Below are 25,762 nucleotides of genomic sequence, written 5' to 3' on the forward strand. Positions count from 1 at the left end.
AAAGCGACACAAAATTTAAAATTAATATGCAGACATTATCAAAATACGAAATTCACTCGACTTTGCACGAAGGTATCGAAACCATAGTCTATCGGGGACACACTCCCGACAGACAAGAGTTAACGATTCTCAAACTCCTAAAAGCTGAATATCCCACTCTCCAAGCAATTACCCGCCTCAAGCACGAATATCTAATTCGCCAAAACTTAAACCATCCCCAGATTATTAAATTCCTGAGTATAGAAAATTTCCACCATCGGATTGCGCTGCTGTTAGAAGACATTGGCGGCAAGTCTCTCAATCTATTCCTACGCGCAAAAAAACTAGACATTTATCAATTTTTGAGTGTGGCAATTCAAGTCACCCAAGCCTTAGATTACCTGCATCAAAACCAGATCGTTCACAAAGATATTAAGCCCAGCAATATCATCATCAATCCCCAAACAAATATAGTTAAACTCACCGACTTCGGCATCGCTTCCCGCCTCACCAAAGAAAACCCGCTCTTCAACAACCCCAACTGCATTGAAGGCACTCTCGCCTATATGTCTCCCGAACAAACCGGGAGAATGAATCGCACCCTCGACTACCGCACCGACTTTTACTCTCACGGCGTTACCTGTTATGAAATACTCACAGGACAACTGCCATTTGACAGCAACGACCCCTTAGAAATAGTTTACGATCACATCGCCAGGGAACCCATACCGTTGCAGCAATTAAACCCGGAGATTCCCACAGCTATTTCGGAAATTGTACGGAAATTGATGGCAAAAAATGCCGAAGATAGATATCAATGTGCCGCCGGAATTTTAGCAGATTTAGAAATCTGTCTGAATACTTTACAAAATCCTGGTACAATTAGTGATTTCATCCCCGGCCGCTTCGATGTCCTCAGTCAATTATTGATGCCGCAAAAACTGTACGGTATAGAACAACAAGTCAAGCAACTATTAGCAGCTTTTGAACTAATAGCGACGGGTTCAAAAACATCCGATCGAGCCAACCAAAAAGCCAATAAAGCCACCCCTCTGATTTTAGTCTCGGGTTATTCTGGAATCGGGAAATCTGCCCTTGTCAATGAAATCAACAAACCCATAACCCGCCTCAAAGGTTATTTTGTCTGGGGCAAATTCGATCAATTCAAACGCAACATTCCCTATGCCTCATTCAGTCAAGCTTTAGGCTCGTTGATGCGTCAAATACTGACGGAATCTACCGCTCAAATCCAGGAGTGGCGCAGTAAAATTCTGACCGCTTTAGAATCTAACAGACAAATAATTGCCGACTTAATTCCCGAAGTCGAATTAATTATCGGCAAACAGCCATCTAGTACAGAAGCGATAAATCGCGTCCCGAGCAACCCCAGCGAATCGCAAAATCGCTTCAATCTGGTATTCAAAGCATTTATCCGCGTCTTCACTCAAAAGGAGCATCCTTTAGTGATTTTTTTGGATGACTTGCAGTGGGCAGATTCAGCAACTTTAAAGTTAATGGAATTACTGGTGACAGATCCAGAAAGTGAATATTTGTTATTTGTGGGAGCTGATCGAGACAACGAAGTCAGCCCGATACATCCTTTGATGCAGACAATAGCTGAAATTGAAAAAACACGCACTAAAGTTGATAATATTGTGCTGGAACCTTTAGATTTAGATCGCATAAATCAGTTAATGGCTGATACATTAAATGATGCAGAAGGAGTAGCAGCTTTAGCGAATTTAATCTTGCACAACACGGCAGGTAATCCATTTTTTATAACGCAACTCCTCCAAGGACTTTATCAAGAAAATTTATTGCGATTTGATTTTAATTCCTTAAATCAGTCGGGCCTGGCAGGGATAAAAGGGGGCTGGAAGTGGAGTTTATCAGAAATTCAGGGAGTAGGAATTGCCGATCGCACTGTGGTGGAATTGGTAGTGAGAAGGCTTCAAAAACTCCCGGAATCTACCCAGTCTGCCTTAAAATTAGCTGCTTGTATTGGGGATAAGTTTACCCTGAATGTTTTATCAATTGTCAGCGAACAATCCCCCAGCGCGATCGCCCATCAACTCGATGCCGCTTTGCAAATAGGGTTGCTCCTACCCCTAAACCAGGATTATAAAATGCCGGTGGTTTTTGAAGAAGTATTAGACAGCGATGAAAGACTAGAAAACCAGCAAATAACACAATCTCAATTTTTTACTATACAATCTAAAATTTCCGGGGTGAAGTACAAGTTTTTGCATGACAGAGTGCAGCAAGCTGCATATTCCATGATTCCTGAATTTGACAAACAACAAACCCACTTAAAAATCGGTCAACTTCTGTTGAGCAAGGGCGGGGAAGGGGGCGCAGCTCCTACCGCAGCCGAAATAGAAGAAAATATTTTTGAAATAGTCAATCATTTAAATATTGGTGCTGATTTGCTAAGCGATGATGCCATGAAACTAAAGTTAGCTGAGTTAAATTTAATTGCAGGTGAAAAAGCTAAATCCGCCAATGCTTATGAAACTGCTGTCAAGTATTTAAATGCAGGATTGGGATTGCTGGCAGAAGATAGCTGGATTAGCGATTACGAGCTGACACTTGCTCTGTATGTCGCAACTATGGAAGCTGAATATTTAAACACTAATTACCAGCAAGCTAAAGTTTTGATCGATATTGCGATCGCCCAAGCAAAAACCCTCCTGGATAGCGTAAAAATTTATACTAAAAAAATTCAGTTTTATACCATGCAAGGTGATTTTACAGCAGGTATAGATAGCGGCCTCGAAATTCTGACAATATTGGGTACTGATTTGCCAACGGATGCAGAGGGTATTAGCAATATGTCGCAGGATTTGCGATCGCAATTGACGTTTGAAACCAGCAAAATTGCTAAATTGGTCGATTTGCCACTGATGGAATATCCCACTAAACTAGCAGCAACTAATATCTTAATTAGTATCCTGCCACCAGTTTATTTTGCCATGCCACAATTGCTAGGGCCGTTGATTTTATCACTGGTAAATTTAGCAGTTAATTACGGCAATGCTCCATCCTCAAGTTACGGCTATTGCCTCTACGGTTTGCTACTGTGTTCTTCTGTATTTGACGATACTGAAGCAGGTTATGAATTTGGCAAATTATCTTTGCAGCTTTTAGAAAAATTCCCCGGTGCTCCGATCGAGTGTGAAGTATATAAAGTTTTTTGCAGTCACATCCAGCCTTGGAAAGAACCGCTGCGTCAATCTGTCATCAAGTTGACGGTAGCAATTAAAACTGGGTTAAAAGCCGGGAATATTGAGTATACGAATTACGGTATTGCTGAATTTTGTATTCATTCGTTTTTGAGCGGAGAAAATCTGCAAGAAGTGGAAAATAAAACGACACATTATGAACTTTTAATTGATAACTTCAAACTAGAATTTGGAATTTTTTATTTGAGAGTTTGCAGGCAAACTGTATTAAATTTAGCAGCAAAATCTGAAAATAATTGCATTTTAACTGGCAGTAGCTTCAGTGAAGAGACGATGCTACCAGTGTTGCTAAAAGCAAATTACCGAATGGTAATATTTTTATTTCATCTGTTTAAATCCAGGTTATTTTATTTATTTAAAGATTACGAATCAGCAATTATAGAAGCCGACAAATCGATTGAGTTACTAGATGCAGCATTAGCAATGATTTATGTGGCAGAACACAATTTATATCATTCTTTAGCGCTGCTAGCTAACTATTCTTCCCAAAGTAAGAGCGCCCAAAAAGCATCTCTCCAAAAAGTCGAAGCCAATCAAAAACAGATGCAAAAATGGGTATCTCACGCACCGAAAAATTTTCAGCACAAATACGACTTGGTATCAGCAGAAAAAGCGCGCGTGTTAAATTATTTGGGGGTAATGGAATATTATGACTCGGCGATTGCTGGAGCAAAAGCACAGGGACACATTCACGAAGAAGCATTAGCCAACGAGCTCGCCGGACAGTTTTATTTGTCCTGCGGTAAAGAGAAGATAGCTAAAGTTTATTTGACTGACGCTTACTACGCTTACATTCGCTGGGGAGCTCTCGCTAAAGTTAAAGATTTAGAATCTCGCTACGATTTTTTAGAGTCGCAAACCCACAGCCCAGAAATCGCCATCCAAGATGTCTTCCGCAATGATACGGGAAGCAGTAGCAGTATCGATTTTAGCTCTGCTTTAGATTTAGCTTCTTTTATTAAATTTTCTCAGACGATTTCCAGCGAGATTGTCCTAGAAAATTTGTTGAGCAAGCTGATCGAAATATTACTAGAAAATGCTGGCGCTCAGAAAGCCTTACTGCTGCTACAAAAAGATGAAAAATTATATATTGAAGCTGTGGGAAATGCGACGGAGAAGGTCGCGAGCGTGTTGCAATCAATTTCTGTGGAAAAAAGTCAAGATTTACCGATATCTGTTGTTAATTATGTCTTCCACAGTCAAGAAAATCTGATTTTAAATGATGCGACAATTGCCGAACCGTTCAATGCAGATACGTATATTAACAAAAATCAAACCCGATCGATTCTTTGCGTACCGATTCTGTATCAATCGCAACTGCAAGGAATTATTTACCTAGAAAACAATCTGACGGTAGGGGCTTTTACCACAGAAAGGGTAGAAGTGTTAAACGTTTTGGTTTCGCAAGCTGCGATCGCGATTATCAACGCTCAACTTTACGCACAAGTGCGCGCCAGCGAGAGCCAACTGAGGCAATTTTTTGATGCGATACCGGTGGGAGTGTTCGTCATCAATCAACGCGGCATACCATACTATGCCAATGAAGTTGGCAAACAAATTCTCGGCAAAGGAATTGTTTATACATCTAATTTAGACGAATTACACGAAGTTTATCAAGCTTATCTCGCAGGAACAGACCAAATTTATCCTAACGATCGCGCTCCTATGCCTAAAGCTTTGCAGGGGCTAAATACCAAAATTGATGATATGGAAATTCGACAGGGTGGCAAAAATATTCCCATTGAAGTTTTGGCAACTCCCATCTATGATGAAGCCGGAAACGTCGCTTATGCGAGCGCTGCTTTTTCTGACATCACAGAACGCAAAAAACACGAAGCTGAAAGAGAAAAGTATTTGGAAGAACTCTCGAAGGTTAACTACGATTTAGCATCAGCAAACCAACAACTTGAAGATTATTCCCAAACTTTAGAAGAGAAAGTAGAAGAAAGAACTGCCGCTTTACAAGCAGCCCAAAAACAAATGATCGCTCAAGAGAAACTTTCTTCTCTCGGTATGTTGACTGCTGGAGTAGCCCACGAACTCAGAAATCCCCTCAACTTTGTCAATAACTATGCGGAACTATCCGTAGAGTTAACCGAAGAGCTTTTAGCAGAAATTGAGAGCAATTCGGAACATTTAGATGCAGATACTCGGGACTACATTAAAGAAATGCTGACAGATATTAAAGACAATGCGACAGCGATTCACGAACACGGTCAAAGAGCTGATACTATTATTCACAGTATGATGCAGCACGCGCGGATCGATAGCGGTCATCGGCAAAGAGCGGATCTCAACGCTTTGCTAGACCAAGCTGTGGATTTGGCGTATCAGAGCAGGCGAGCCAGTGACGATCGATTTAATGCCATTATCTGCAAAGACTACGATCGAACTCTCGGTACATGGGATGTGGTAGCCGGAGATCTCAGTCGTGCCTTCATCAACCTGATCGATAATGCCTGCTATGCTGTTTGCGAGCAACAGAAATATCTCGAATCGCCAGCCGATAGCCAGCCACAAATATTTACCAGCCAATTGTGTATAAAAACACAAAATCTAGGTAATGTTGCCCAGATCCGCATCCGCGACAACGGTAAAGGGATTCCAGCGGAAATCCTGGATAAAATTTTTAATCCCTTTTTTACCACCAAGCCGGCTGGAGAACGAACGGGTTTGGGATTGTCGCTAACTCATGATATTATTGTGGGACAGCACGGCGGCACTTTGCAGGTAGAAACTGAACCGGGAGTTTATACCGAATTTATCATCCGGTTGCCGCAAAAATGGTCGTCTTAAGACAAAAACCCTCTGTCTCTTTCGTTTGTATTGAAGTCTAGATCCCCCTAAATCCCCACCCCCCCCAGCCCCCCCAAGGGGGTAAAAAGGGGGACTTTGAGAAGGCTCCAGTTCCCCCCTTCGATCGGGGGGCTAGGGGGGATCTCTGGGGAGAGAAAACACCTCCTAAGGGGATCGACCTTATTGAATAAGTCCAGGGAACTTGTAGAAGTTTAGGAGAGTTAAGACGATGCCAGCACAAATTTTAGTTGTGGATGATGAAGTAGAGTTAGAGCGACTGCTAAAAATGCGATTTAGGAAACAAATCCATGCCAAAGAACTTGAATTTGTTTTTGCTCACAACGGCAATGAAGCGTTAGAAATATTGTCAAAAAATCGCGCTAGAGATATAGATATGGTACTTACTGATATCAATATGCCAGAGATGGATGGGCTGACTTTGCTGGGAAAAATGGGCGAAGTATACCCCAACCTCAAAGCAGTAGTGCTGTCAGCCTACGGGGATATGAACAATATTAGGAAAGCCATGAATGCTGGTGCTTTTGACTTCCTGACCAAGCCGATTAATTTTGAAGATTTATCAATTACGATCGACAAAACTCTGAAATATGTCAAAGAAATTCGAGAAAATATCGCTCAGTTGCAACAGACACAGTTGCAACTCATACACCAGGAAAAAATGGCAACTCTCGGTCAATTAGTTGCTGGAGTCGGTCACGAAATCAATAACCCTGTTACCTGTATTTCCGGCTATTCTAGTCTGTTGAGTCTCATGGTGCAGGATTTGATGGATTACGTACAACAAGACGGAGAAAAAACTGCGTCTCTAGGGGAAATCGACACCGAAGCTGAAAAGCTCAGGATAGAAAATATTTTAAATAATTTACTGAACATGATTTCGGGAATAAGTTTAAGCGCAGATAGGCTGATTCATCTGGGCAGGTCGCTGCAAGTTTTTTCCTACGATGTTCCCCTTTCTAAGGTCTTGTGCGATATCCATCAAGGTATCGATAGTACCTTGGTGATTTTACACTACCGCCTCAAATATAGCAATGATTCTGCGGGAATTAAAATAGTCAAAAATTATGGAGAACTGCCGCGAATAGACTGCTTTTCTGGAAAATTAAATCAAGTGTTTATGAATTTGCTTGCTAATGCTATAGATGCTTGTGAAGAAGAAAATAAAAGGTTTATGTTGGCGGCAAAACCAGCCAAAGAATATGTCATTACGATTACTACTCTAAACTCGGAAAGCAATCAAAATGCGGTTAAAATTAAAGATAACGCTGGTGGGATTTCCCAAAATGTGAAACCGCAAATTTTTGACCATTTATTCACAACTAAACCTTTAGGAAAGGGTACTGGTTTAGGATTATCCATCAGTCGTAAAATAGTAGAAGAACTGCATGGGGGGAGTTTGAGTTGCGATTCGGTGTTGGGAGAGGGTACGGAGTTTACCATCGCCCTGCCGGTATGAAGCAGTCGATCGACCGCAAGCTCGATCGCGCCGCAGCAAGGTAAAATTTAGGATAGGTCAATTGTCAGAGATACAGCAAATGGGTCTGAAGATTATCGAAAGCTACGACAGCAGTTTTGTCCTCGAACCAGAGGCTAAAGCTGTACTGATGAGTTTATTAACTGGTGACAGCTTTCTGCAACAAATAGCATTGCAATTGCAGTGCTCGCGCCTGGAGTTTACAGAATTGCTTTTTCAGCCGGTACCTTACAGCAGCGAGACGCCAAAGGGAATGCCTGCGGAATTTGAAAAGTATCACGAATCGAGCGATTTTGCGATCGTCAACGTCCCGCCTAATTTCATGTTTCAAGCCAAAATATTTAAACCCAGCCGCCTCTGTGCCGTTTATCGCGTTTTCAAGAATTAGTTAATTGGCCGCTTGACAGTTGGCAGTTGGCAGTTGGCAGTTGACAGGAAAGCAGTTGACAGTTGACAGGAAAGCAGTTGACAGGAAAGCAGTTGACAGGAAAGCAGTTGACAGGAAAGCAGTTGACCGCTTGACAGAAGCAAGAAAAAATACACAGCAAGCTTTTTAGCCATCCGTGTTTTACCTTCAATCAAGTAGATTTACTTAAAAATCAGGAAAACGTCAGGAAAACTAACGATAGATAATTCAAACAAACAATGACAGAAGACATTCACCCTCTCACCAGCTTAGAATTCATTCCTTACATTGACTCCGAGGGAAAATTGCCCGAATTTTTCCAGGGAAAAATTGGCGTTTACGCGATTTTTGACAGCGAGAAAGTGCTGCAATTTGTCGGCTATTCTCGCGATACTTACCTCAGCCTCAAACAGCATTTAGTACGCCAACCCGAACATTGCTACTGGCTGAAAGTCCAAACTATCGAGAAGCCCAGCCGCACTATACTAGAAAGCATCCGATCGAGTTGGATTGCCGAAAACGGTGCGCAGCCCCAGGGCAACGGTGCGGATGCCACCAAGTGGAACGATCCTATTGACACCAAAACTGTGATGACTGCGCAAGAAGTGGCAAATTATGAAGGTATCGTCGCCGATGAACTTGCCAAAGATAAATTGTTGAAAAATGTAGCTCGCCGCGTAGAAAATGAAATTTTAGCGCTGCTCAAATCTCGTGGTGTAACTGAAGAAATCCGGTTTAATCCTAAGCTAAAAACTAGCGGATTGCTGGATTTAAAGTAACTACAATAATCCTGACTGCGAACCGCGAGGAAACGCCAATTCCCCCCCCCGCAATTCCTGCGGGGAAACGGCAATTCCCAAGGAGTATCAACTTAAGACTGAAAGCCTTTTATATCTGGTTCACAGCCGAGTCTAGATCCCCCTCGCATCCCCCTGATTGTTGGGGGACTTCGATCAATTCCGGTTCCCCCCTTGTTAAGGGGGGTTAGGGGGGAGCTGGCCTAATCGCCAGACAGTAGTCTGTGAGTACGTTTGAACTTAAGTTGATACCACGAAAGGTAGTGCCGTTTCCCTAAGATATTTCATCTTTAAATGTTAACATTTAATAAGTCACATTGAACAGATATCGGAATCTGCAAAATAAACTCTGTCCCTCTGTCTGGATCAGAAATACAACTGATTTGACCTCCATGTTTTTCCACTACAATATCGTGACTGATGGCCAAACCCAATCCAGTACCGCGGCCCACAGGCTTCGTAGTAAAAAATGGGTCAAATATCTGGTGGCGCACTTCCTCGCTCATCCCACAACCGTTATCGGCAATTAGAATCACCACGGATTCATAGTTTTGAGTTACAAATTTTGAATCTGGATTGTGCAGCGCAAGTTCTGACTCAGAACTTACTGAAGTGCTGATCGTAATTTTTCGGGGAGACGGTTGAGTTTCCACGGCATCAATAGCATTAGTGAGCAGGTTCATGAACACCTGATTTAACTGACTGGCGTAACAGGTGACTTTTGGCAGTTGACTGTAGTATTTGATCACCTCAATCTCACGGCCATTGTTTGCTCCCTTGAGCCGGTGTTGCAAAATAACTAAAGTATTGTCAATGCCTTCATGAATATCCACGGGCTTGTACTTTTCTTCGCCCAGGCGGGAGAAGTTGCGAAAAGACAGCACAATCTCGCTAATCCGAGAAGCACCATCTTTCATCGAATGCAGCAGTTTTGGATAATCATCTGCGATGAAGTCGGGTTGAATTTTGTCCAATTCGCCGACAATTTCTGCCACCGGGTGCGGGTAGTAATGTCGGTACAATTTGACGAGGCGAAGCAAATCTCGTGCATAGTCCCCCGCCATAGCAATATTGCCGTATATAAAGTTGACCGGATTGTTAATTTCGTGAGCAATTCCTGCCGCTAGTTGACCTAAAGAAGCCATTTTTTCCTTCTGTATTAACTGAGCTTGAGTCTTCTTGAGTTCAGTGACAGTTTGTTCGAGTTGCTGGGCGTAGGATTGTGTTTGCTGGAACAACTGGCGCTGCATCAGTTGATTGGAGACGCGGGCCAAAACTTCTTGTTCCTGAAACGGTTTTGTGATATAGTCTACACCGCCAACTTCAAAGGCTTTGACTTTATCTAACGCTTCATTCAAAGCACTGATAAAAATAACGGGAATGTGTTTGGTTGTGGGAGAAGCTTTCAATGCTAGGCAGACTTTGTAACCGTCGAGATCGGGCATCATGATGTCCAGCAAAATCAAGTCAGGAGGAGTTAACTCGATCGACCTTAGAGCTAGTTGCCCGTCGGGTGCGGTGCGTGTTTTGTAGCCTTGCTTCGAGAGTATTTTAGCTAAAAGGTGCAAATTATTCGGAACATCGTCAACAATTAAAATATTCCCTTTTAACAGGGGAGTTGCTTCGTTATTCATATCTTTAGAAGAAGTCATTAGTCATTGGTCATTAGTCATTGGTAATTAGTTGTTAGTTGTTGGTCATTGGTCATTGGTCATTGGTCATTAGTCCTGCCGTCATAAGTGCTGTACCCGCGATCGAACAGCAGTCAGAAGTGCTGTATCCGCGATCGAACCTTTTCCTGCCGTTATTAGTCATTAGTCATTAGGAAGAAGGAAGCCTTTAGTTATCGTCGCGAGAGAAGGAAGAAGCCATCTTCTGCAATAATTTCATCAATTATGAACCTCCTCAGCTTCGGGCGTGGTTGCTGTTTTTTTTGTAAAATCACCTTTATAGGTTTGCAGTCAGGACTTTAGTCTTCAGGATTTTAGAAGGACTAAAGTCCTCACTACGAACCAGATTTAATATCATTTTTATTTGGTTTCGGGACGGATGAGAGCCAGTATTTCATTGAACTGAAACTCGTTAGCCAATGCGGCTAGAGCGCTACCTAAAGAGCGATCGCGATCGCGAATTTGCTCTATTTGACTGAGAATCAACTCTAAATCGCACTCAATTGTGGCTTTCTCTAAAGCTGTCAGCCAATCGGCTGGTAAAGCTGCAACGTTCTCTGGGGTCGGAGGCTCGATTTGAGTTGGCTCCGGCAAACTCTCCGGTTCATCGTAAATGTAACGCACTCCGAGATGTTTGTGCACAGTGGCGAAGATGTCTGCCTCTCGAAAGGGTTTGTGGATAAAGTCATCGCAATCATCTGATACAGTAACGGTTCGCGTTTCCTCGGCGTTAGCGGCACTCACGGCAATAATGACGGTAGCTTCACCTTTAACGGTGGCTTTAATGCGTTGCGTGGCTTCGCCTCCATCCATCACGGGCATCCACATATCCATAAAAATTAACTGAGGCTCAAAACTCGTCCACACTTCAATGGCTTCTTGGCCATTACAGGCTTCTTTGAGGTCAAAGTCAAAGGTTGCGAGGATTTTGAGCAGCAGTTGGCGGTTGTCTTGGCGATCGTCCACAATTAATATACGATAGCGCGGCTGGTTGGGTTGTAGGGCGATCGCCCGACGCGGCGGCTGTACCGGTTGAATATCCGCCGCATCAACGGCGCTGACAGGGATATCAAACGCGAAGGTGGTGCCGCGTCCTACTGCACTGCCCACAGTAATCATACCGCCCATCAGCTTAATAAAGTGTTGGCTGATGGCCAGCCCCAAGCCGGTTCCCTGCTGAGAAGTTTCCCCTGTTTTGGTTTGGACAAAGGCTTGAAAAAGCTGATCTAACTCATCGGGAGCCATACCGCAACCTGTGTCTTCTATTTCAAAATGTAATTTGTAATTTATTGGTAATTGCTGATTTTCCTGCTCAATCACCGAAGTTACTCTTACTGCAATGCCTCCCTCTTTCGTAAACTTAATGGCGTTAGAAAGCAGATTAATTAAAACTTGGCGCAACTTAACTTGATCGGCGTGCAGGTATTCAGGAATATTCCTAGAGCAGCTAAATATTAACTCCAATTGTTGCTCCCGCGCCTGGAGTTGAAACATCTCTTCTATCTCGTGGAGCAGGCTGCTTAATTTAAAGTCTGTTCGGTTGAGTGTAATGCGTCCCGCCTCTATTTTGGCTAAATCTAATATTTGATTGATCAGAGTTAACAAGTGCTCGCCGCTGCGGTTGATGATGCCGATATTTTCCTGTTGTTCGGGTTTGAGATCTGCGGAGCGCTGCATCAATTGGGAGAATCCCAGAATTGCGTTGAGAGGGGTGCGGAGCTCGTGGCTCATATTTGCCAAAAAAGTGCTTTTGGCGAGGTTGGCGGCTTCTGCTTCCCAGGCGGCTTGTTGGAGCTGTACGGCTTGCTGTTGAGTGGCTTCGAGTAATTGAGCTTGTTGTAAGGCGACTCCGAGTTGAGTGCTAATTTGCAGGGCGATATTGATTTCTGCTTCGCCCCAAGTGCGGGGGCCAGAATTTTGATAGCTGGCGAGCAAGCCCCAAAGTTGACTGCCGCAAAATATGGGAGAAATAATGTAGGCTCTAGCTTGAAATTTTTCTAACAGTTGCAGGTAACAAGGATTAAACCCAGCGGTGTATATGTCTTCAATCGTGCGGTAAGAAACGCCTCGATCGTACATACCGCCTTGATTTTCTTGTAGGTAGGTATCCCGCACTGGTTCACCTGAGGCTTGCAGGGTTTTCGCCGCACAGCGAGAGTCGGCGGCGAGATTGTTTGGCACATTAAGATCGTTCAATTGTTGCATCACAGAGATCCAGCCCTCCCCCATTGACTCGGCAACAAATTCGCCGCTCCAATCTGGATTAAAACGATAGATAGCGACTCGATCGCACTTGAGGGTTTCTCGCAACTCCGAGGTTGTGGTTTGGAATATGGTATCAATATCTAAGGATTGACGGATGCGATCGATCGATCGCCCGATTGCTTGCTCCCGCTGGGCGCTTTCTCGCAAAGCTGACTCGGCTTGTTTGTGAGCGGTAATATCCAAGACAGTGCCGAACCAACGGATCAACTGCCCTTTTGTATCAAAAACCGGTTTCCCTCTGACTTCAAGGTAAGTGAGCGAGCCATCTCTGCGGATCAGCCGCAGATCGAGTTCAAAGCTTTTTTTATGGATACATCGCTCCTGAAGCATTGTCAAATAGGGCGATCGATCGTCGGGATGAAAACGCTCGACTAATTCTGGGGTTGCTAGGGGTTCTTGAGTCGGATCGAGCTCGAACATACGATAAAGTTCTTCACTCCAAGTGCTTGTTGCTTGGGCTATATCGTATTCCCAACTGCCAATCCTGGCAATTTTTTGGGCCTCCAGCAGTCGGGCTTCTGCCAACTGGCGATCGCTAATGTCCCTGGCCACCCAAACCACGGAGCGATCGGACAATGGCGAAATTTTAGCAGCAAACCAAACTTCTTGGTTGTTAATCAGCAGACTGTAATCAAAATTTATAGTTTGCTGGGTTTCTAATGCCTCTCGAACTTGAGTGAAATAAATGTCTTGGCAGCCCTCATCAAAAATTTTTTCTAGGATAGAGTCTAGCTGATATGTCTGATTGTTGTCTTGAAAAATTCCCTTAGTAGGTATAACTTGAATTGTTTTTTCAGGTAATTCTAAAATTAGTATAATGTCGGCAATTGACTCAAAAATTTTCAGAATTTTTTGGGTAGAACTGTCAAGTTTTTGTTCTATCAAATTGCGCTCTGCAACTTCATCATTTAATAGTTGGTTAGCACGAGCTAGGGCAGCAGTACGTTCCGCAACTTCGGTGGCTAAAGTGCTATTGTAGTCAGTTAATAGTTTTTCAGATTGTTTGCGCTGTGCAATTTCCGAAAAAATATGGATGGCATAAATAATGTTTCCGTCTGCGTCGAAAATTGGTGTGGCGCGCACCTCAAGAGGAATAATTTCCCCATCTCGATGCAGTTCTAAATCGTCAACAAGTACCGTTTCGCCCCGCAGCGCTAGAAATGCGGGCAGTTCTTCAGTTGGATACGGCTGGTTTTCGCGGTAGACTTGATAAACTTCTACCATTTCTTGTAAAGTGGCATCAGGGATATTTTCTACGCAGAGCAAACGCTTGGCAGTTTCGTTGAAGTACACGACTTTACCCGAGGCATCGTGGATAGATATCCCCGCTGGTATGGCTTCCAGAAATTGCTTGAGTTGGCTCTCGCTTTGCGCTAAAGCTTCTGTTAAAGATTTTTGTTCTGTAAAAGCCTTTTGCAGTTCTGCTGTCATGAAATTGAAGGAACTGGTGAGTTCTCCGATCTCATCGAAGCGTCTAATTTCTAAAGGTCGATCCCATTCTCCTTTTCCGAGATTTTTGGCGGCGGTATTCAATCGCAAAATGGGTTTTGTTAGCCAACGGGCAGTCAACAATCCGATCGCGATCGCCAACACCAGCGTACCTGCACACAAGCACAATGTATTGCTGGTATTCGCTTGAATGCGAGCCATGAAATCCGACTCTGGCACCACCACCACAATCAACCAATCCAAGCCACAGGCATCTCCATAAGGAGCGACGCGGACAAACTGCCGAGCTCCTTGGCTCGTCAGGGTAAATTGCTGGGATCTATCCAGCGAGCTCAAGTTGCCAAATCGGTTGGCGAGTTGCCGAGCAATGTCTCGGGTTCGGAGATCCTGGCTGTTGGCGGCTAGCAATCGCGTCGGTTGCTGTTGTGCGTGCTTGACAAAAGGCGTTTCTCGGGTGGATGTAGCAACCAGATTGCCCGATCGCTCCATAATAAAAGTTTGTCCCGACTCAGAGAAGTAGAGGCGATCGAGAAAAGAGCTAATTGCCGACAGCGCATAATTTGAAGTAAAAACCCCCCGCCATTTGCCAGCAGCATCTTCAATGGGAGACAGCGCAAAAATTCCTAACGTCGGCATCACCTTCAAAACTACAATCGGCGACCAAGTTTGTTTGTTGGAGGCTTTGGATTGGCGAAACCAAACAGTTTTGCGGTTATCCATAGGGATGCTATAGAGCTGTTTTAGGGGATTGCCTTTGGAGTCAACCGAGTAGTATTTCATGTTACCCAGGTCGGTACTTTTCATGCTATAAAAAAAAGGCGTACCGATTGAGAATTTCTGGCCAGTCACTTTTGTGAATTGTTGCACAAATTCTTGGCTCATCAGGCGCCCGTACCCAATTTGTTCTCCTCGCTCATTGACAAAAAAGCTCGATTGCAGTGTGGGGTTGAGGATTATTTGCTGCCAAAGTTGCTGTCGCAGTTGCTGAGTGTTGTTGAGGTTCAGCATTCCTTGTTCTACTGCTAGACGGTTGGCTGCTACGGCATTCTGGGGGGCGTTGAGGTAGTTGGTGAGCCGATCGCCAATTCGCTCTCCTACTTGTTCCATTAACTGCTGCGCTACATCCTCGACGGATTCCTGGCCGCTTTTGAAAGAAAGATAACCCACTAGCCCGACGGCGCTTACTGTTAGCAACACAAAGGGAACAATCAAAACTGTTCGCAGGGGAAGCTTGCTGACAAGTTGGGCGGCTGGGCTGTTGAGAGGATTAAGGGGCATGACGATCGAGGAGTTGGGCTGGCGATCGAATTTTAACTTTTGCAGTCTTCTGGGGGGTTAATTTTTACCTCGCCCTATTTTGGCACATTTAACTGAGCTAAAACTGCGGCGAATCGAGCAGAATCGATCGGCTTTGCTAAGTGTTCGTCGTAACCGGCCTCGATCGCCCGAGCCCGGTCTTGTTCGCTAGCATAAGCTGTCAGGGCCACAGCGGGCAAGCGCTTGATTTTGTCAGCTTCGGACGATCGCACTTTGCGGATCAGGGAGTAGCCATCCTCAACCGGCATCCCGATGTCGCTGACTAAAATATCCGGTGGCGACTGCTGTAAAATGTCGATCGCCTCCGGTACCGAAGCAGCAGCCGTCGCCGTCGCCCCCAACTCTTGCAGCGCCACCACCAAAAACTCGCGGTTGTCTGGTTCGTCATCAACTACCAACACCTTTAAACCAGCCAAAACATCCGGACGAATTTGAGGCAAATTGCTTTCTTCTCTCAACTGCGGCTGCTGGCTCCGGCGCTGTTTCAGGGGCAGGATTACCGTAAATATCGCCCCGAGTCCCTCTCCGGGACTTTCGGCGCGCACGGTGCCGCCGTGGAGTTCCACCAAGTGGCGGACGATCGCCAATCCCAGTCCCAAACCGCCGTAAGCTTTAGTAATTGAGCCATCTGCTTGTCGGAAGCGATCGAACACGTAGGGCAGAAACTCAGCAGAAATGCCTTTGCCGGTATCGCTAACAGTAATTTGCACGTACTGATTGCTGATTTGTGATGGGGAATTAGCAGCAGTTGCGCCCTTTTCCGATCGCAAATCGGCAATCGAAAATCCAAAATCCCTTGACAAACGCAGTTGGACAGTTCCCCCGGATGGCGTAAACTTGACGGCGTTAGTCAGCAAATTCGAGACTACCTGCTGCAACCTCTGGCCGTCGCCCCACATCAAACTGACTGCGGGGTCAAATTCCGAGGAAACAGTCACAGACTTAGCCTGAGCGGCGAAACTGACACAATTGAGAGCAACTTCGATCGTCTTTGTCATGACGAACCAGCCGGGTTTTAAAACCAGCTTGCCTTGAATAATCCGGGAAACATCGAGCAAATCTTCAACTAGCTGCGTTTGCACCCTCGACTGACGCTCGATCGCTTCCAAACCGCAGGCTAAAGAATCTGGTGTGTACGGGCGGGTGCGCAGCATTTGAGCCCAACCCAGAATTGCGTTTAAAGGCGTGCGCAGTTCGTGGGAAAGAGTGGCTAGAAACTCGTCTTTCCGGCGGTTGATGGCTTCTGCTTCTGCCCGCGCGGCTTGTTCGCGATCGAGCAACTGAGCGAGTTCTGCCTCGACTTGCTTGCGATCGCTGATGTCGGCGACGATCGACATACAGTTAATGTTACCCTTGGCGTCACGGACAGGAGTTGCCCACAAACCGATGTCGATCGAACTGCCGTCTTTTCTTTGGCGTTGGGTTTCCATACCGGCGATCGCATTTCCGGCGCGAATTCCTTTCAATTTAGCCATGAATTCCTCCTGCTTGTCTGGGGGAATGCTGGGCACAAATTGACCTACCGCCTCTGATTCTGACCAGCCAAAAATCCTCTCAGCGGCTGGGTTCCACATTTTCACAATCCCGTCGTCGGCGCCCAAAACGGTTATTGCTAGGGGACAAGCCTGGATCAAGGCTTCCAAAGTTTGATTGATTTGCGATCGCGCTTCCTCTGCTTGTTTGCGATCGGTGATATCGACGTTCACGCCGATCGCCCGCAGAGGCAAACCGTTATCGTCCTGAAACACCTTAGCCCTGCAAGCAATCCAGCCGATGCTGCTATCCGGGCGACAGATGCGGAACTCAATGTTTAATTCGTCCCCGGAAGCGGCCGCCGCCTGCACTTGCTGTTCGGTGAAAGTGCGATCGTCTGGATGCACCATTGCCAGCAAATTTTGATAGCTGCTCTGGAAACCGCCGGCCGGCAGCCCGTACAAAGCCTCTAACTCCGGCGTACACGCGAGTTCGCCCGTTTGGACGTTCCATTCAAAAGTTCCGATTTTGCCTGCTTGCTGAGCGATTTGCAGCCGTTGTTGATTGTTTTTGAGTTCTGCTTCCACCCGGGAGATTTGGGTCAAGTCAATGTAGAATCCGACGATCGTCTCCGGTTCGCCCTTGTCGGGGCACAAAGTCGTCGCGCCCATCAGCAGCGGCACGCGGCTGCCATCTTTGCGGATGTACTCTTTCTTAAAAGGAGTTGCGACTCCGGACGCCCGCAGTTCTTGAGCCGCCCGGGCGTCGAGGTGGAGGTATTCGGGGGGGGTCATCTTGTCCCACCGCATTGTACCGGAGAGCACGTCTAAGCGAGTATAGCCCACCATGTTGAGCAGGGAGTCGTTGGCGTAGGCGATGCGGCCGGTAAAATCGCCGATCGCGACTCCGAAAATATTTGAGTCTAACAGTCGCCGGAATAAAGCTTCGCTTTGCTGGATTACCCGTTTTGCTTGGTTGCGATCGGTGATTTCGGCAACCACGCTGCTGACTCCCAACAGCGTTCCGGATTCATCGATCACGGGGTAAAAGCTGACTTGCCAATCCCGCACAACTCCCGGCTGTTGAAGGGTTTCGGCCTTTAGTTCCATATCGAGTACGGGGGTTTGCGTTGCCAGCACTTGGCGGTAAATCGGCTCTACGAGATCGGCAAGTTCCGGTATCGCTTCTCTGACGGTGCGCCCGATGTGATCTGCGATCGTGCGGCCGTTGATCGCAGCGAGGCATTCGTTCATGCGGATGTAGCGCAAATTGGTATCGAGAAAGCACAGCCCGACTGGTGTGGTGTTGTAAACTAAGTCGAGTTCTGCTAGTTGGTTGCGAATGCGAATTTCGTTTTCTCGGATCTGGTTTTGAGCTTGTTTGCGATCGGTGATATCGAGCACGAAGAACGATCCTTTGTCTGTGCATCCTTGCAAGTTTCCGCCGCCGACTAAAATTGGGAAGCGCGAGCCGTCACAGCGGATGAATTCTTTTTCGTAAGGCTCGCAACTTCCGACTTCTGCGACTTGGGCGAGGGCGAGGCGATCGAGTTCTGCGTATTCCGGCGCCGTGATATCTATCCAGCGGATTTGTCCGGAAACCAAGTCTTGTCTGGTATATCCGATCATTTCCAGCAAGGCGTCGTTAGCTTCGGTAATGTCGCCGTTCGCATCCCAGAAACCGATGCCGATCATGTTAGATTCTACTACGCTGCGGAATCTGGTTTCGCTTTCTCGGAGCAGATTTTGGGCAAGTTTGCGATCGGTGATATCGAGCACGAAGAACGAGCCTTTGTCGCTGCATCCTTGCAAGTTTCCGCCGCCGATTAAAATCGGGAAGCGCGAGCCGTCAGAGCGGATGTATTCTTTTTCGTAAGGCGCGCAACTTCCCGATACTGCAATTTGAACGATGGCGCTGCGATCGAGTTCTGCGTATTCCGGCGGCGTGATATCCAGCCACCGAATTTGTCGGGAAATCAAGTTTTCTCTGGTATATCCGAGCATTTCCAGCAAGGCGTCGTTAGCTTCGGTAATGTCGCCGTTCGCATCCCAGAAACCGATGCCGATCATGTTAGATTCTACCACGCTGCGGAATCTGGTTTCGCTTTCGCGCAAAGCTAATTCGGTTTTTTTGGCTGCGGTAATATCTGCGATTATTATCCCCGCTCCGATGATTTCTCCGCTTTCATTTTTGACTGGGTAGTAGTTGGCGAGCCAGTAGCCTAACTCTCCCGATTTTCCCTGAGGCTCGCCGCTAACTTCTACATTTAAAACAGGCTGACCGGTTTCTATAACTTGCTGAATTATCGGTGCTAATTTGGTGGAGGATGCTGGTAACAATTGGCGGAAGTCTTGACCTAGATGCTGTTCGGCGCTCAAACCGTTGAGTTCTGCTAAGACTCGATTGACCCGAATGTAGCGCATTTGGCGATCGAGAAAGCAAATCGCTAGGGGAGATGCTTCTAACAGCGAGTCAATTAAGGCGAAGGATTGCGATGTTTGAGATAGTGCTTGTTGCGCTTCTGCGTAAAGTCTGGCGTTGTCTAGGGCGATCGCCACCCGGTATGCTAAATCTTCTAGCATTGCCATATCTTCTGCACTGTAGCGGCGGCCAGACTGCGACGTAAAGCAAGCGATCGCACCCATTACCCGCCCGCGCGCCTTCAGCGGTACGCAAGCGTGAGATCCGAGATTTAGCGATCGCAATATTTCGATTTCTGCTGCATTTTCGGCTCCTGCTGCTAAAATCTCCTCGGATACTTCGGCAATTAGTTCTGATTTTCCGGTGCGAATTACCAGAGGATAGCCATTAACAGCATCGGAGGCTAACGGGCTGCGGACTCTCAAGTTATTCAGAGTATCAACCGTAGAGGGTTCTGCGTGAGCTACAGCCACTCGGCGCACTTTTGAGTCGGTTTCGGTCAAATGAATGCAGCACCCGTCTGCGATCGAATTAACGGCTAATTCTGCGACTTTTTGCAGCACTGTTTCCCCCTCAAACGCATCAGCCAGCATTTTACTGACTTCTGCTAAAAATGCCGATCGCTGCTGTTCAACTTGGGCTTTTTCCCGGGCTGCTTGTTCGATTGTCAACTGCAATCTTTGAGTTTCTGCAAGTTTGAGTTCTGTGATATCGCGAGCAACAATTAACGCCGATTCTGGTACGCCGTCTTTGTCAAATTCTGGAACTACGCGAGATTGATAATTTCTGATACCGTCGGTTGAGTGCGCCTGAAATTCGATGATTTCTTCTCGACCCGTTGCTAACACTTTGTGCAGGGTTTCATCCCACATCTGGCACAGTTCCGGTGGCATTCCTAAGTCTTGACTGGTTTTGCCGAGAAAGAATGAAACTGGTTTTCCTTGACTTCTAGCAACTGCTTGATTGACATAAATATAACGCAGTTCTTTGTCCGTGCGAATAATCACATCGGGCGTATTTTCGAGCAGCGTTCTCAGTTGCTGTTCGCTGCTAGCCAAAGCTGCTTGCGTTTGTTGTCTTTCAGTCACATCTCGCACCGTGCCCACGTGTCCGATCAGTTCGCCGGAGTCGGAGAACATCGGCGAGCAAGCAACGTTAATCCAGCGGACAATTCCCTCTGCTGTTTGCAGGCGATACTCGATCGCGTATTCCCCAGCTTCCCGAGTATAATCCTGCCATTGGCTCAACACGCGCGATCGGTCTTCCGGGTGAATGCAATTCTCCCAACCGTCGCCTAAAAGTTCTGCCAAACTCAAGCCACAAATCGCCTGACAGCGAGGGTTTGCATAGGTGTATCGCCCCTGGAAATCCGCCATAAAAATGCCCACCGGCGAACAGGAACTCAAACAGCGAAATCGCTCTTCTTGAGCTTGCAGCGCTTCTTTAGCGACTGTCAGTTCGGCCGTGCGCTGCTTGACGCGGGTTTCTAGCTTAGCGTAGGACAAAGCCAGGGCTACTTCTGCTGATTTGCGATCGGTAATATCGATACCAGTTGCGATCGCATATTCTACCGCACCGTCGCCATCTAGTATCACTGTATTCGACCAAGAAATGAAGCGCTTGCCGCCATTCTTAGTGCGCCAATAGTTTTGATATTCGCTGTAAAAATCGGCGGTCTTGAGTTTGGAAAAAACTGTTTGTACTGGCTCTATTTCTTCAGGAATCAAGAAGAGATCCCAAACATATTTATCTATAACTTCTGCTACCGAGTAGCCTGTGGTTTTTTCGCAAGCTTGGTTGAAGCGGACAATCCGTCCTTGGCTGTCAAGAACTACAATCAAACAAGCCGTCGTGTCAATTACTTTTGAAATAATCTGGCGTTCTATTTCTAGTTCTTGTTCTGCGGACTTTAAGCCAGCATACCAAGCGCTAACCATGGCAGCGGCAATAAGTAAAATTGCAGGAGTTGCCTGGAGTGCAAACAGTAACAGAGTTGTCAGCAGTAAGGCCGTGCCTGCGCTAAATGTAGCAATGCTATAAGATTTAATGGGTAAGGGCAAGACCTGAAACGGACTCATTTTTTTTAGACCTGTAGCGATGGCGCGATCGCACTATTTATTTTTGTGCCGATGAAACAACATTGTTAAAACTAATTATGTGTTTTTTATATACCAGACCACATTTGTCGGCGCCGTGCCATCTTCCCAGAGACAGATTTGCCGAAGTCATTAGTCATTGGTCATTAGTCATTGGTCATTAGTCATTGGTCATTGGTCATTGGTCATTGGTCATTGGTCATTGGTCATTGGTCATTGGTCATTGGTCATTGGTCATTGTTCAAACAGGTCATTGGTCATTGGTCATTGGTCAGAGGGAATCAGAAAAATGCTCCCACTCTCCCCCTCGGACACTCGGACACTCGGACACTCTCCCCCTCTCCCCTTTCTCCAGTCGTCGAAACCAAGCAATTTATGCGCGCAACAGCTTATGATAAATGAAGCGACAAACTGGATAAGTTGATGTCTGGGAGGAAGTTACCGTGAATCACAAGCTGGCAAAAATTATCGGATTATTTTTCGCAGCCGCCATCGTCTTCGGATTCATCGGTTACGCGCTGCAAAATCCCTACTCGGTCAGCAACTCAGTAATATCGATCGGCTTTCCCAATCTTACCCCAGCTACCGCCAGTGCGATCGACAACAAGCGCGACCAAATCTATCTCAACGGCACCTGGCAATTTGTCCCCGCCACAGGCAACCCCCAAAGTCCCCCCACATCCCCAAATTGGGGTACCATCCAAGTACCCGGAGACTGGCAAGAAGAAAAAAACGAATTCATACCCGGAATCATCACTCGCGGCACCGGCAAAGACTGGGAAAACTTCAACAGCAAACAACTATCAAAAGCTTGGTATCAGAAAAAAATAGACATTCCCGGCGACGGTCAAAACCGCCGATTTTTTATCGACTTAGCCCGAGTCAGCACCGATGCAGTCATCTTTGTCAACGGCATTAACTGCGGTCAAATCGAATGGCCCTACGGCAATGTTGAAATTACCAAAGTAGTAAAATCAGGTCAAAATACAATATCTATTTTAGTCGCGGCAGTATCCGACGAAAAAGACAAAGCCGTGATTATGAGTCCTACAGAAATTTACACCACAAAATCCAATCTGCAATCGCGGGGAATCATCGGCGAAGTCCGGGTTTTCAGCGTTCCCCAAGGCCCGCTAGTTAGCGATGTATACGTCCAAACTTCCACCAGAAAAAAGCAAATTAAATTAGATGTAGAACTCAAAGACATTACCCAAAACGGTCAAGTTCAACTCATCGCAGAAATGCTCGACGAAAAAGGCAAAGTAGAACAAAAATTTACAGGAAGTGCAACCGTTCAAGCCAAACCAATTCAAACCGTAAAAGTCCAATGGGATTGGCAAAATCCCCGGCTTTGGGATGCCGGCAAACCCAACCTTTACACCCTGCAACTAGAAGTAACAGGCAGCGGCGCAAACACGCAATATCACCAACCCTTCGGATTCCGGGAATTTTGGGTAGAAGGGCGCAAATTTTTCTTAAATGGCACCGAGTTTCGCCTGCGTCCCGCCTTGCATTCCGATACTTGGGAAGGCGGCACAGTAGAAGTTTCAGACAGTTTAATAGACGGCTATGTAAAAGCTGGTTTCAATATAGCAGAAATTTGGCCTTGGAATCACGACGAACGGGGTAGATGGCACTTCCGAGAACTATTTTCCGAACGTGCAGACCTCAAAGGTTTTCCAATTATGGCTCCCGCATTAGATATTACTCCCATAGCTTGGAGCGAACAGTGGAATAACCGCCAAATTATCGATCGCTGGAAAGGGCGAATGACAGCAGAAATGCGCCGCTACCGCAATCATCCCTCAGTATTAATGTGGGCGACAAGTCCTAATTATTTCGGCAACGGTGACGACCAAAATCCCCGCCGCATCGGCAAGAAAACAGTAGAAGGAACAATCGGCCCCGTGGAAGACCAGCGGTTGCGCGCAAAAACCCCCCTGGGAAATGAAGCTTTTGCTGCTATGAAATCCGTAGACCCCACCAGACCTGTAATGGTACATCAAGGCGGCACTTTTGGCGATGTTTATTCGCTGAATTCTTATTTAAATGTGATGCCGTTACAAGAAAGAGAAGAGTGGATTTCTGAGTGGAGCAAAACCGGAGAAATGCCCTACATGGTGGTGGAATTTGGCACGCCACTGCACGCGACAATGATGCGAAACCGCCAAGGTTTTGATAAAGTGATTGTTAGCGAACCTTGGATGACAGAATTTGCAGCAATTTACTTGGGAAAAGAAGCTTATCAGTTAGAAACCCCGGCTTATAAAAATAAAGTGCGCGAGCAATTTGTCAAGGATATGCAGTATAAAAGCTGGCACATGAGCAAGGATTTGGATTTTGCACCTGCTTTTCAAAAGTTGCAGCATTTATTCAGTACGAATACTTGGCGGAGTTGGCGGACTTTTGGAATGTCTGGGGGGATGATTCCTTGGCAGGAAGGACACGGTTGGGAAGTTTCGGATGCTGGCAGAACTAAGGTGGATCTTGGGGGATTTCAATCGGGTCGCAGGGGCGTTTATTTGAAGCAAGTGTCAAATAATCTGATGCATCATTTGCAGCCAGAAGCTTACAAAATTTATCCGGCAGGGGAGGCAATTATGAATAATAACGGCCCGACTTTAGCTTGGATTGCTGGTGCTAATCAGGCTTTTGCTGCCAAAGATCGCAGCTTTTTTGCAGGCGGCAAATTGGCAAAGCAAATAGTATTAATTAACGATACCAGAGGGCAGCAGGATTTTGCATTAAATTGGCGAGTAATGGTCGGGGGAGAAGAGGTGGCAACTGGCGAGAAGAAGGGGAAAATTGAGACAGCAGGCACGCTATTTTTTCCAATTGACGTGAAATTGCCAAATACAATTTCTAGCAAGGCTGACGGCGAAATTCGCTTGACTGCACGAATTGGCGATCGCCCGCATTCTGATACATTTCCTTTCCGGGTGTTTGCCACTCAAGCCAAAGTCAAGGATGCGGTGACAATCTTCGATCCTGTGGGCAAAACATCGGCAATGTTAAAGCAGTTAGGTTATAGTCTAGTGCCTTGGAACGGTAATGTAGGGGCAACCACGGGGGGATTGCCCCTACTAATTATCGGTCGGGAAGCCTTTTCTAGCGGGCAAAATTTGCCGGGAAATTTAGAAACTTTCGTGCGAAACGGCGGCAAAGCAATGGTGTTTCCCCAGCGCCGGGAATGGCTGAAAAACATGGGTTTGCGGGTTGCCGAACACGTCAGCCGCCGCGCGTATCCAGTTGATAATAACCATCCAGCAATTAGCGGTTTAGACGGTGAAGATTTGCGCGATTGGATGGGGGAAAGCACGCTGGTTGAAGCTTATCCAGATACGATTCAAACGGGGGCAAGATTGAGTCCGGCAAATATGCCTTGGTACGGCTGGCATTGGGGAAATCGCGGTGCTGTTAGTAGCGCTTCAATTGAGAAACCGCACCGCAGCGGTTGGCGGCCAATTTTGGAATCTGAGTTTGATTTAGCTTATTCGCCGCTGATGGAATTGGATTATGGAAAAGGGCGGCTGATTTTAAACGAGTTGGATTTGGAAGACCATTATTCTGTAGATGGTGGGGCGGCGCAGTTAGTACAACAAATTGTGAGTTACGGGATGAATTCTCCAGTGCTTGGAAAGCCGAATAAAGTGGTTTTAATTGGGGGAGACAAGGATGCCAAGAAGTTGGACAGTTTGGGGGTAATTTATCAGCGGGCTGATTCGCTTGCTAAGGATGTTGGTTTGGCGGTTGTGGGTGCCGAAGCGAATCTGAAAGATGCAGATTTACGCAGTTATTTGAATGGTGGCGGGAATGCGTTTTTCTTGCCGCGTCAAGTGCCGGTTGCGGGTTTGGGCGTGAGTTTGCAGCCAGCGAAGGACTTTGGGGGTTCGCTGGCGGTTCCGGGTTGGGATGAGGTGAAGGGGCTTAGCGGTTCTGATTTGCGATCGCGCTCTTTTTATGATACTTGGTTGATTAAGTCTGGGGGAGAAATCGGTGCTGACGGTTTGTTAAGCCGGATTGCTGTAGGTAAGGGCGTGGCGATTTTCTCTCAGATCGATCCGGATAGTTTGAATGCTGATGCTAAGACTTATTTGCGTTTTACTCGCTGGCGGCAAACACGGGCAAATGCTCAGATTTTGGCTAATTTAGGGGCAAGTTTTAAGACGGATGGAGTTGTGTTTAACGGTTCTAGTCAGGAGTTTTATCACCCGGATTACAAGACGGATTTCGAGAATGGGGACGATCCTTATCGGTATTATCGATGGTAGAATTTATAAGGTTTGTAGTGAGGACTTTAGTCCGCATTGGGTCAAAATTTCTCAGAACGGACTGAAGTCCGCACTACAAACATAA

9 protein-coding genes are annotated in these 25,762 nt (G+C 46.2%); 5 read left to right on the forward strand and 4 right to left on the reverse strand.

All coding sequences use genetic code 11. The annotated features are described in order from the left end of the window. Window positions 1-26: 26 nt before the first annotated feature. The 3 genes from QUB64_RS03855 (at window position 27) to QUB64_RS03865 (ending at window position 7,900) form a co-directional block, all read left to right on the forward strand. Window positions 27-6,017, forward strand: a complete 5,991-nt coding sequence (locus QUB64_RS03855) for a protein kinase domain-containing protein (protein ID WP_333267681.1) — start codon at window positions 27-29, stop codon at window positions 6,015-6,017. A gap of 229 nt (window positions 6,018-6,246) precedes the next feature. Further along, window positions 6,247-7,494, forward strand: a complete 1,248-nt coding sequence (locus QUB64_RS03860) for a hybrid sensor histidine kinase/response regulator (protein ID WP_333267683.1) — start codon at window positions 6,247-6,249, stop codon at window positions 7,492-7,494. A gap of 79 nt (window positions 7,495-7,573) precedes the next feature. After that, window positions 7,574-7,900, forward strand: coding sequence for a hypothetical protein (locus QUB64_RS03865; RefSeq protein WP_333267684.1), 327 nt, complete (start codon window positions 7,574-7,576; stop codon window positions 7,898-7,900). Here the strand turns inward: QUB64_RS03865 and QUB64_RS03870 are convergent. Beyond that, window positions 7,897-8,073, reverse strand: coding sequence for a hypothetical protein (locus QUB64_RS03870; RefSeq protein ID WP_333325205.1), 177 nt, complete (start codon window positions 8,071-8,073; stop codon window positions 7,897-7,899). The genes QUB64_RS03865 and QUB64_RS03870 overlap by 4 nt on opposite strands. A gap of 84 nt (window positions 8,074-8,157) precedes the next feature. Between QUB64_RS03870 and QUB64_RS03875 the strand changes: the two genes are divergently transcribed. Continuing rightward, on the forward strand, window positions 8,158-8,697 hold the full coding sequence (locus QUB64_RS03875; protein ID WP_333267689.1) for a GIY-YIG nuclease family protein: 540 nt from the start codon (window positions 8,158-8,160) through the stop codon (window positions 8,695-8,697). 308 nt (window positions 8,698-9,005) lie between these two features. Here QUB64_RS03875 and QUB64_RS03880 read toward each other — a convergent pair whose 3' ends face one another. The 3 genes from QUB64_RS03880 to QUB64_RS03890 form a co-directional block, all read right to left on the reverse strand. After that, on the reverse strand, window positions 9,006-10,349 hold the full coding sequence (locus tag QUB64_RS03880; RefSeq protein ID WP_333267802.1) for a hybrid sensor histidine kinase/response regulator: 1,344 nt from the start codon (window positions 10,347-10,349) through the stop codon (window positions 9,006-9,008). 396 nt (window positions 10,350-10,745) lie between these two features. Further along, the gene (locus QUB64_RS03885) at window positions 10,746-15,377 is read right to left on the reverse strand and encodes an ATP-binding protein (protein WP_333267691.1); all 4,632 of its coding nucleotides are present in this window, start codon (window positions 15,375-15,377) and stop codon (window positions 10,746-10,748) included. Between the two features lie 74 nt (window positions 15,378-15,451). Beyond that, window positions 15,452-21,388, reverse strand: coding sequence for a PAS domain S-box protein (locus QUB64_RS03890; RefSeq protein WP_333267693.1), 5,937 nt, complete (start codon window positions 21,386-21,388; stop codon window positions 15,452-15,454). A 461-nt stretch (window positions 21,389-21,849) separates the two neighbouring features. Here QUB64_RS03890 and QUB64_RS03895 point away from each other — a divergent pair, with 461 nt between their 5' ends. Next, window positions 21,850-25,677 carry a glycoside hydrolase family 2 protein gene (locus tag QUB64_RS03895; RefSeq protein ID WP_333267695.1) on the forward strand — a complete coding sequence of 1,276 codons (3,828 nt, stop codon included), beginning with the start codon at window positions 21,850-21,852 and terminating at the stop codon, window positions 25,675-25,677. Window positions 25,678-25,762: the final 85 nt, after the last annotated feature.

The sequence above is a fragment of the Microcoleus sp. Aus8_D2 genome (assembly GCF_036702665.1).
GTDB lineage: Bacteria > Cyanobacteriota > Cyanobacteriia > Cyanobacteriales > Microcoleaceae > Microcoleus.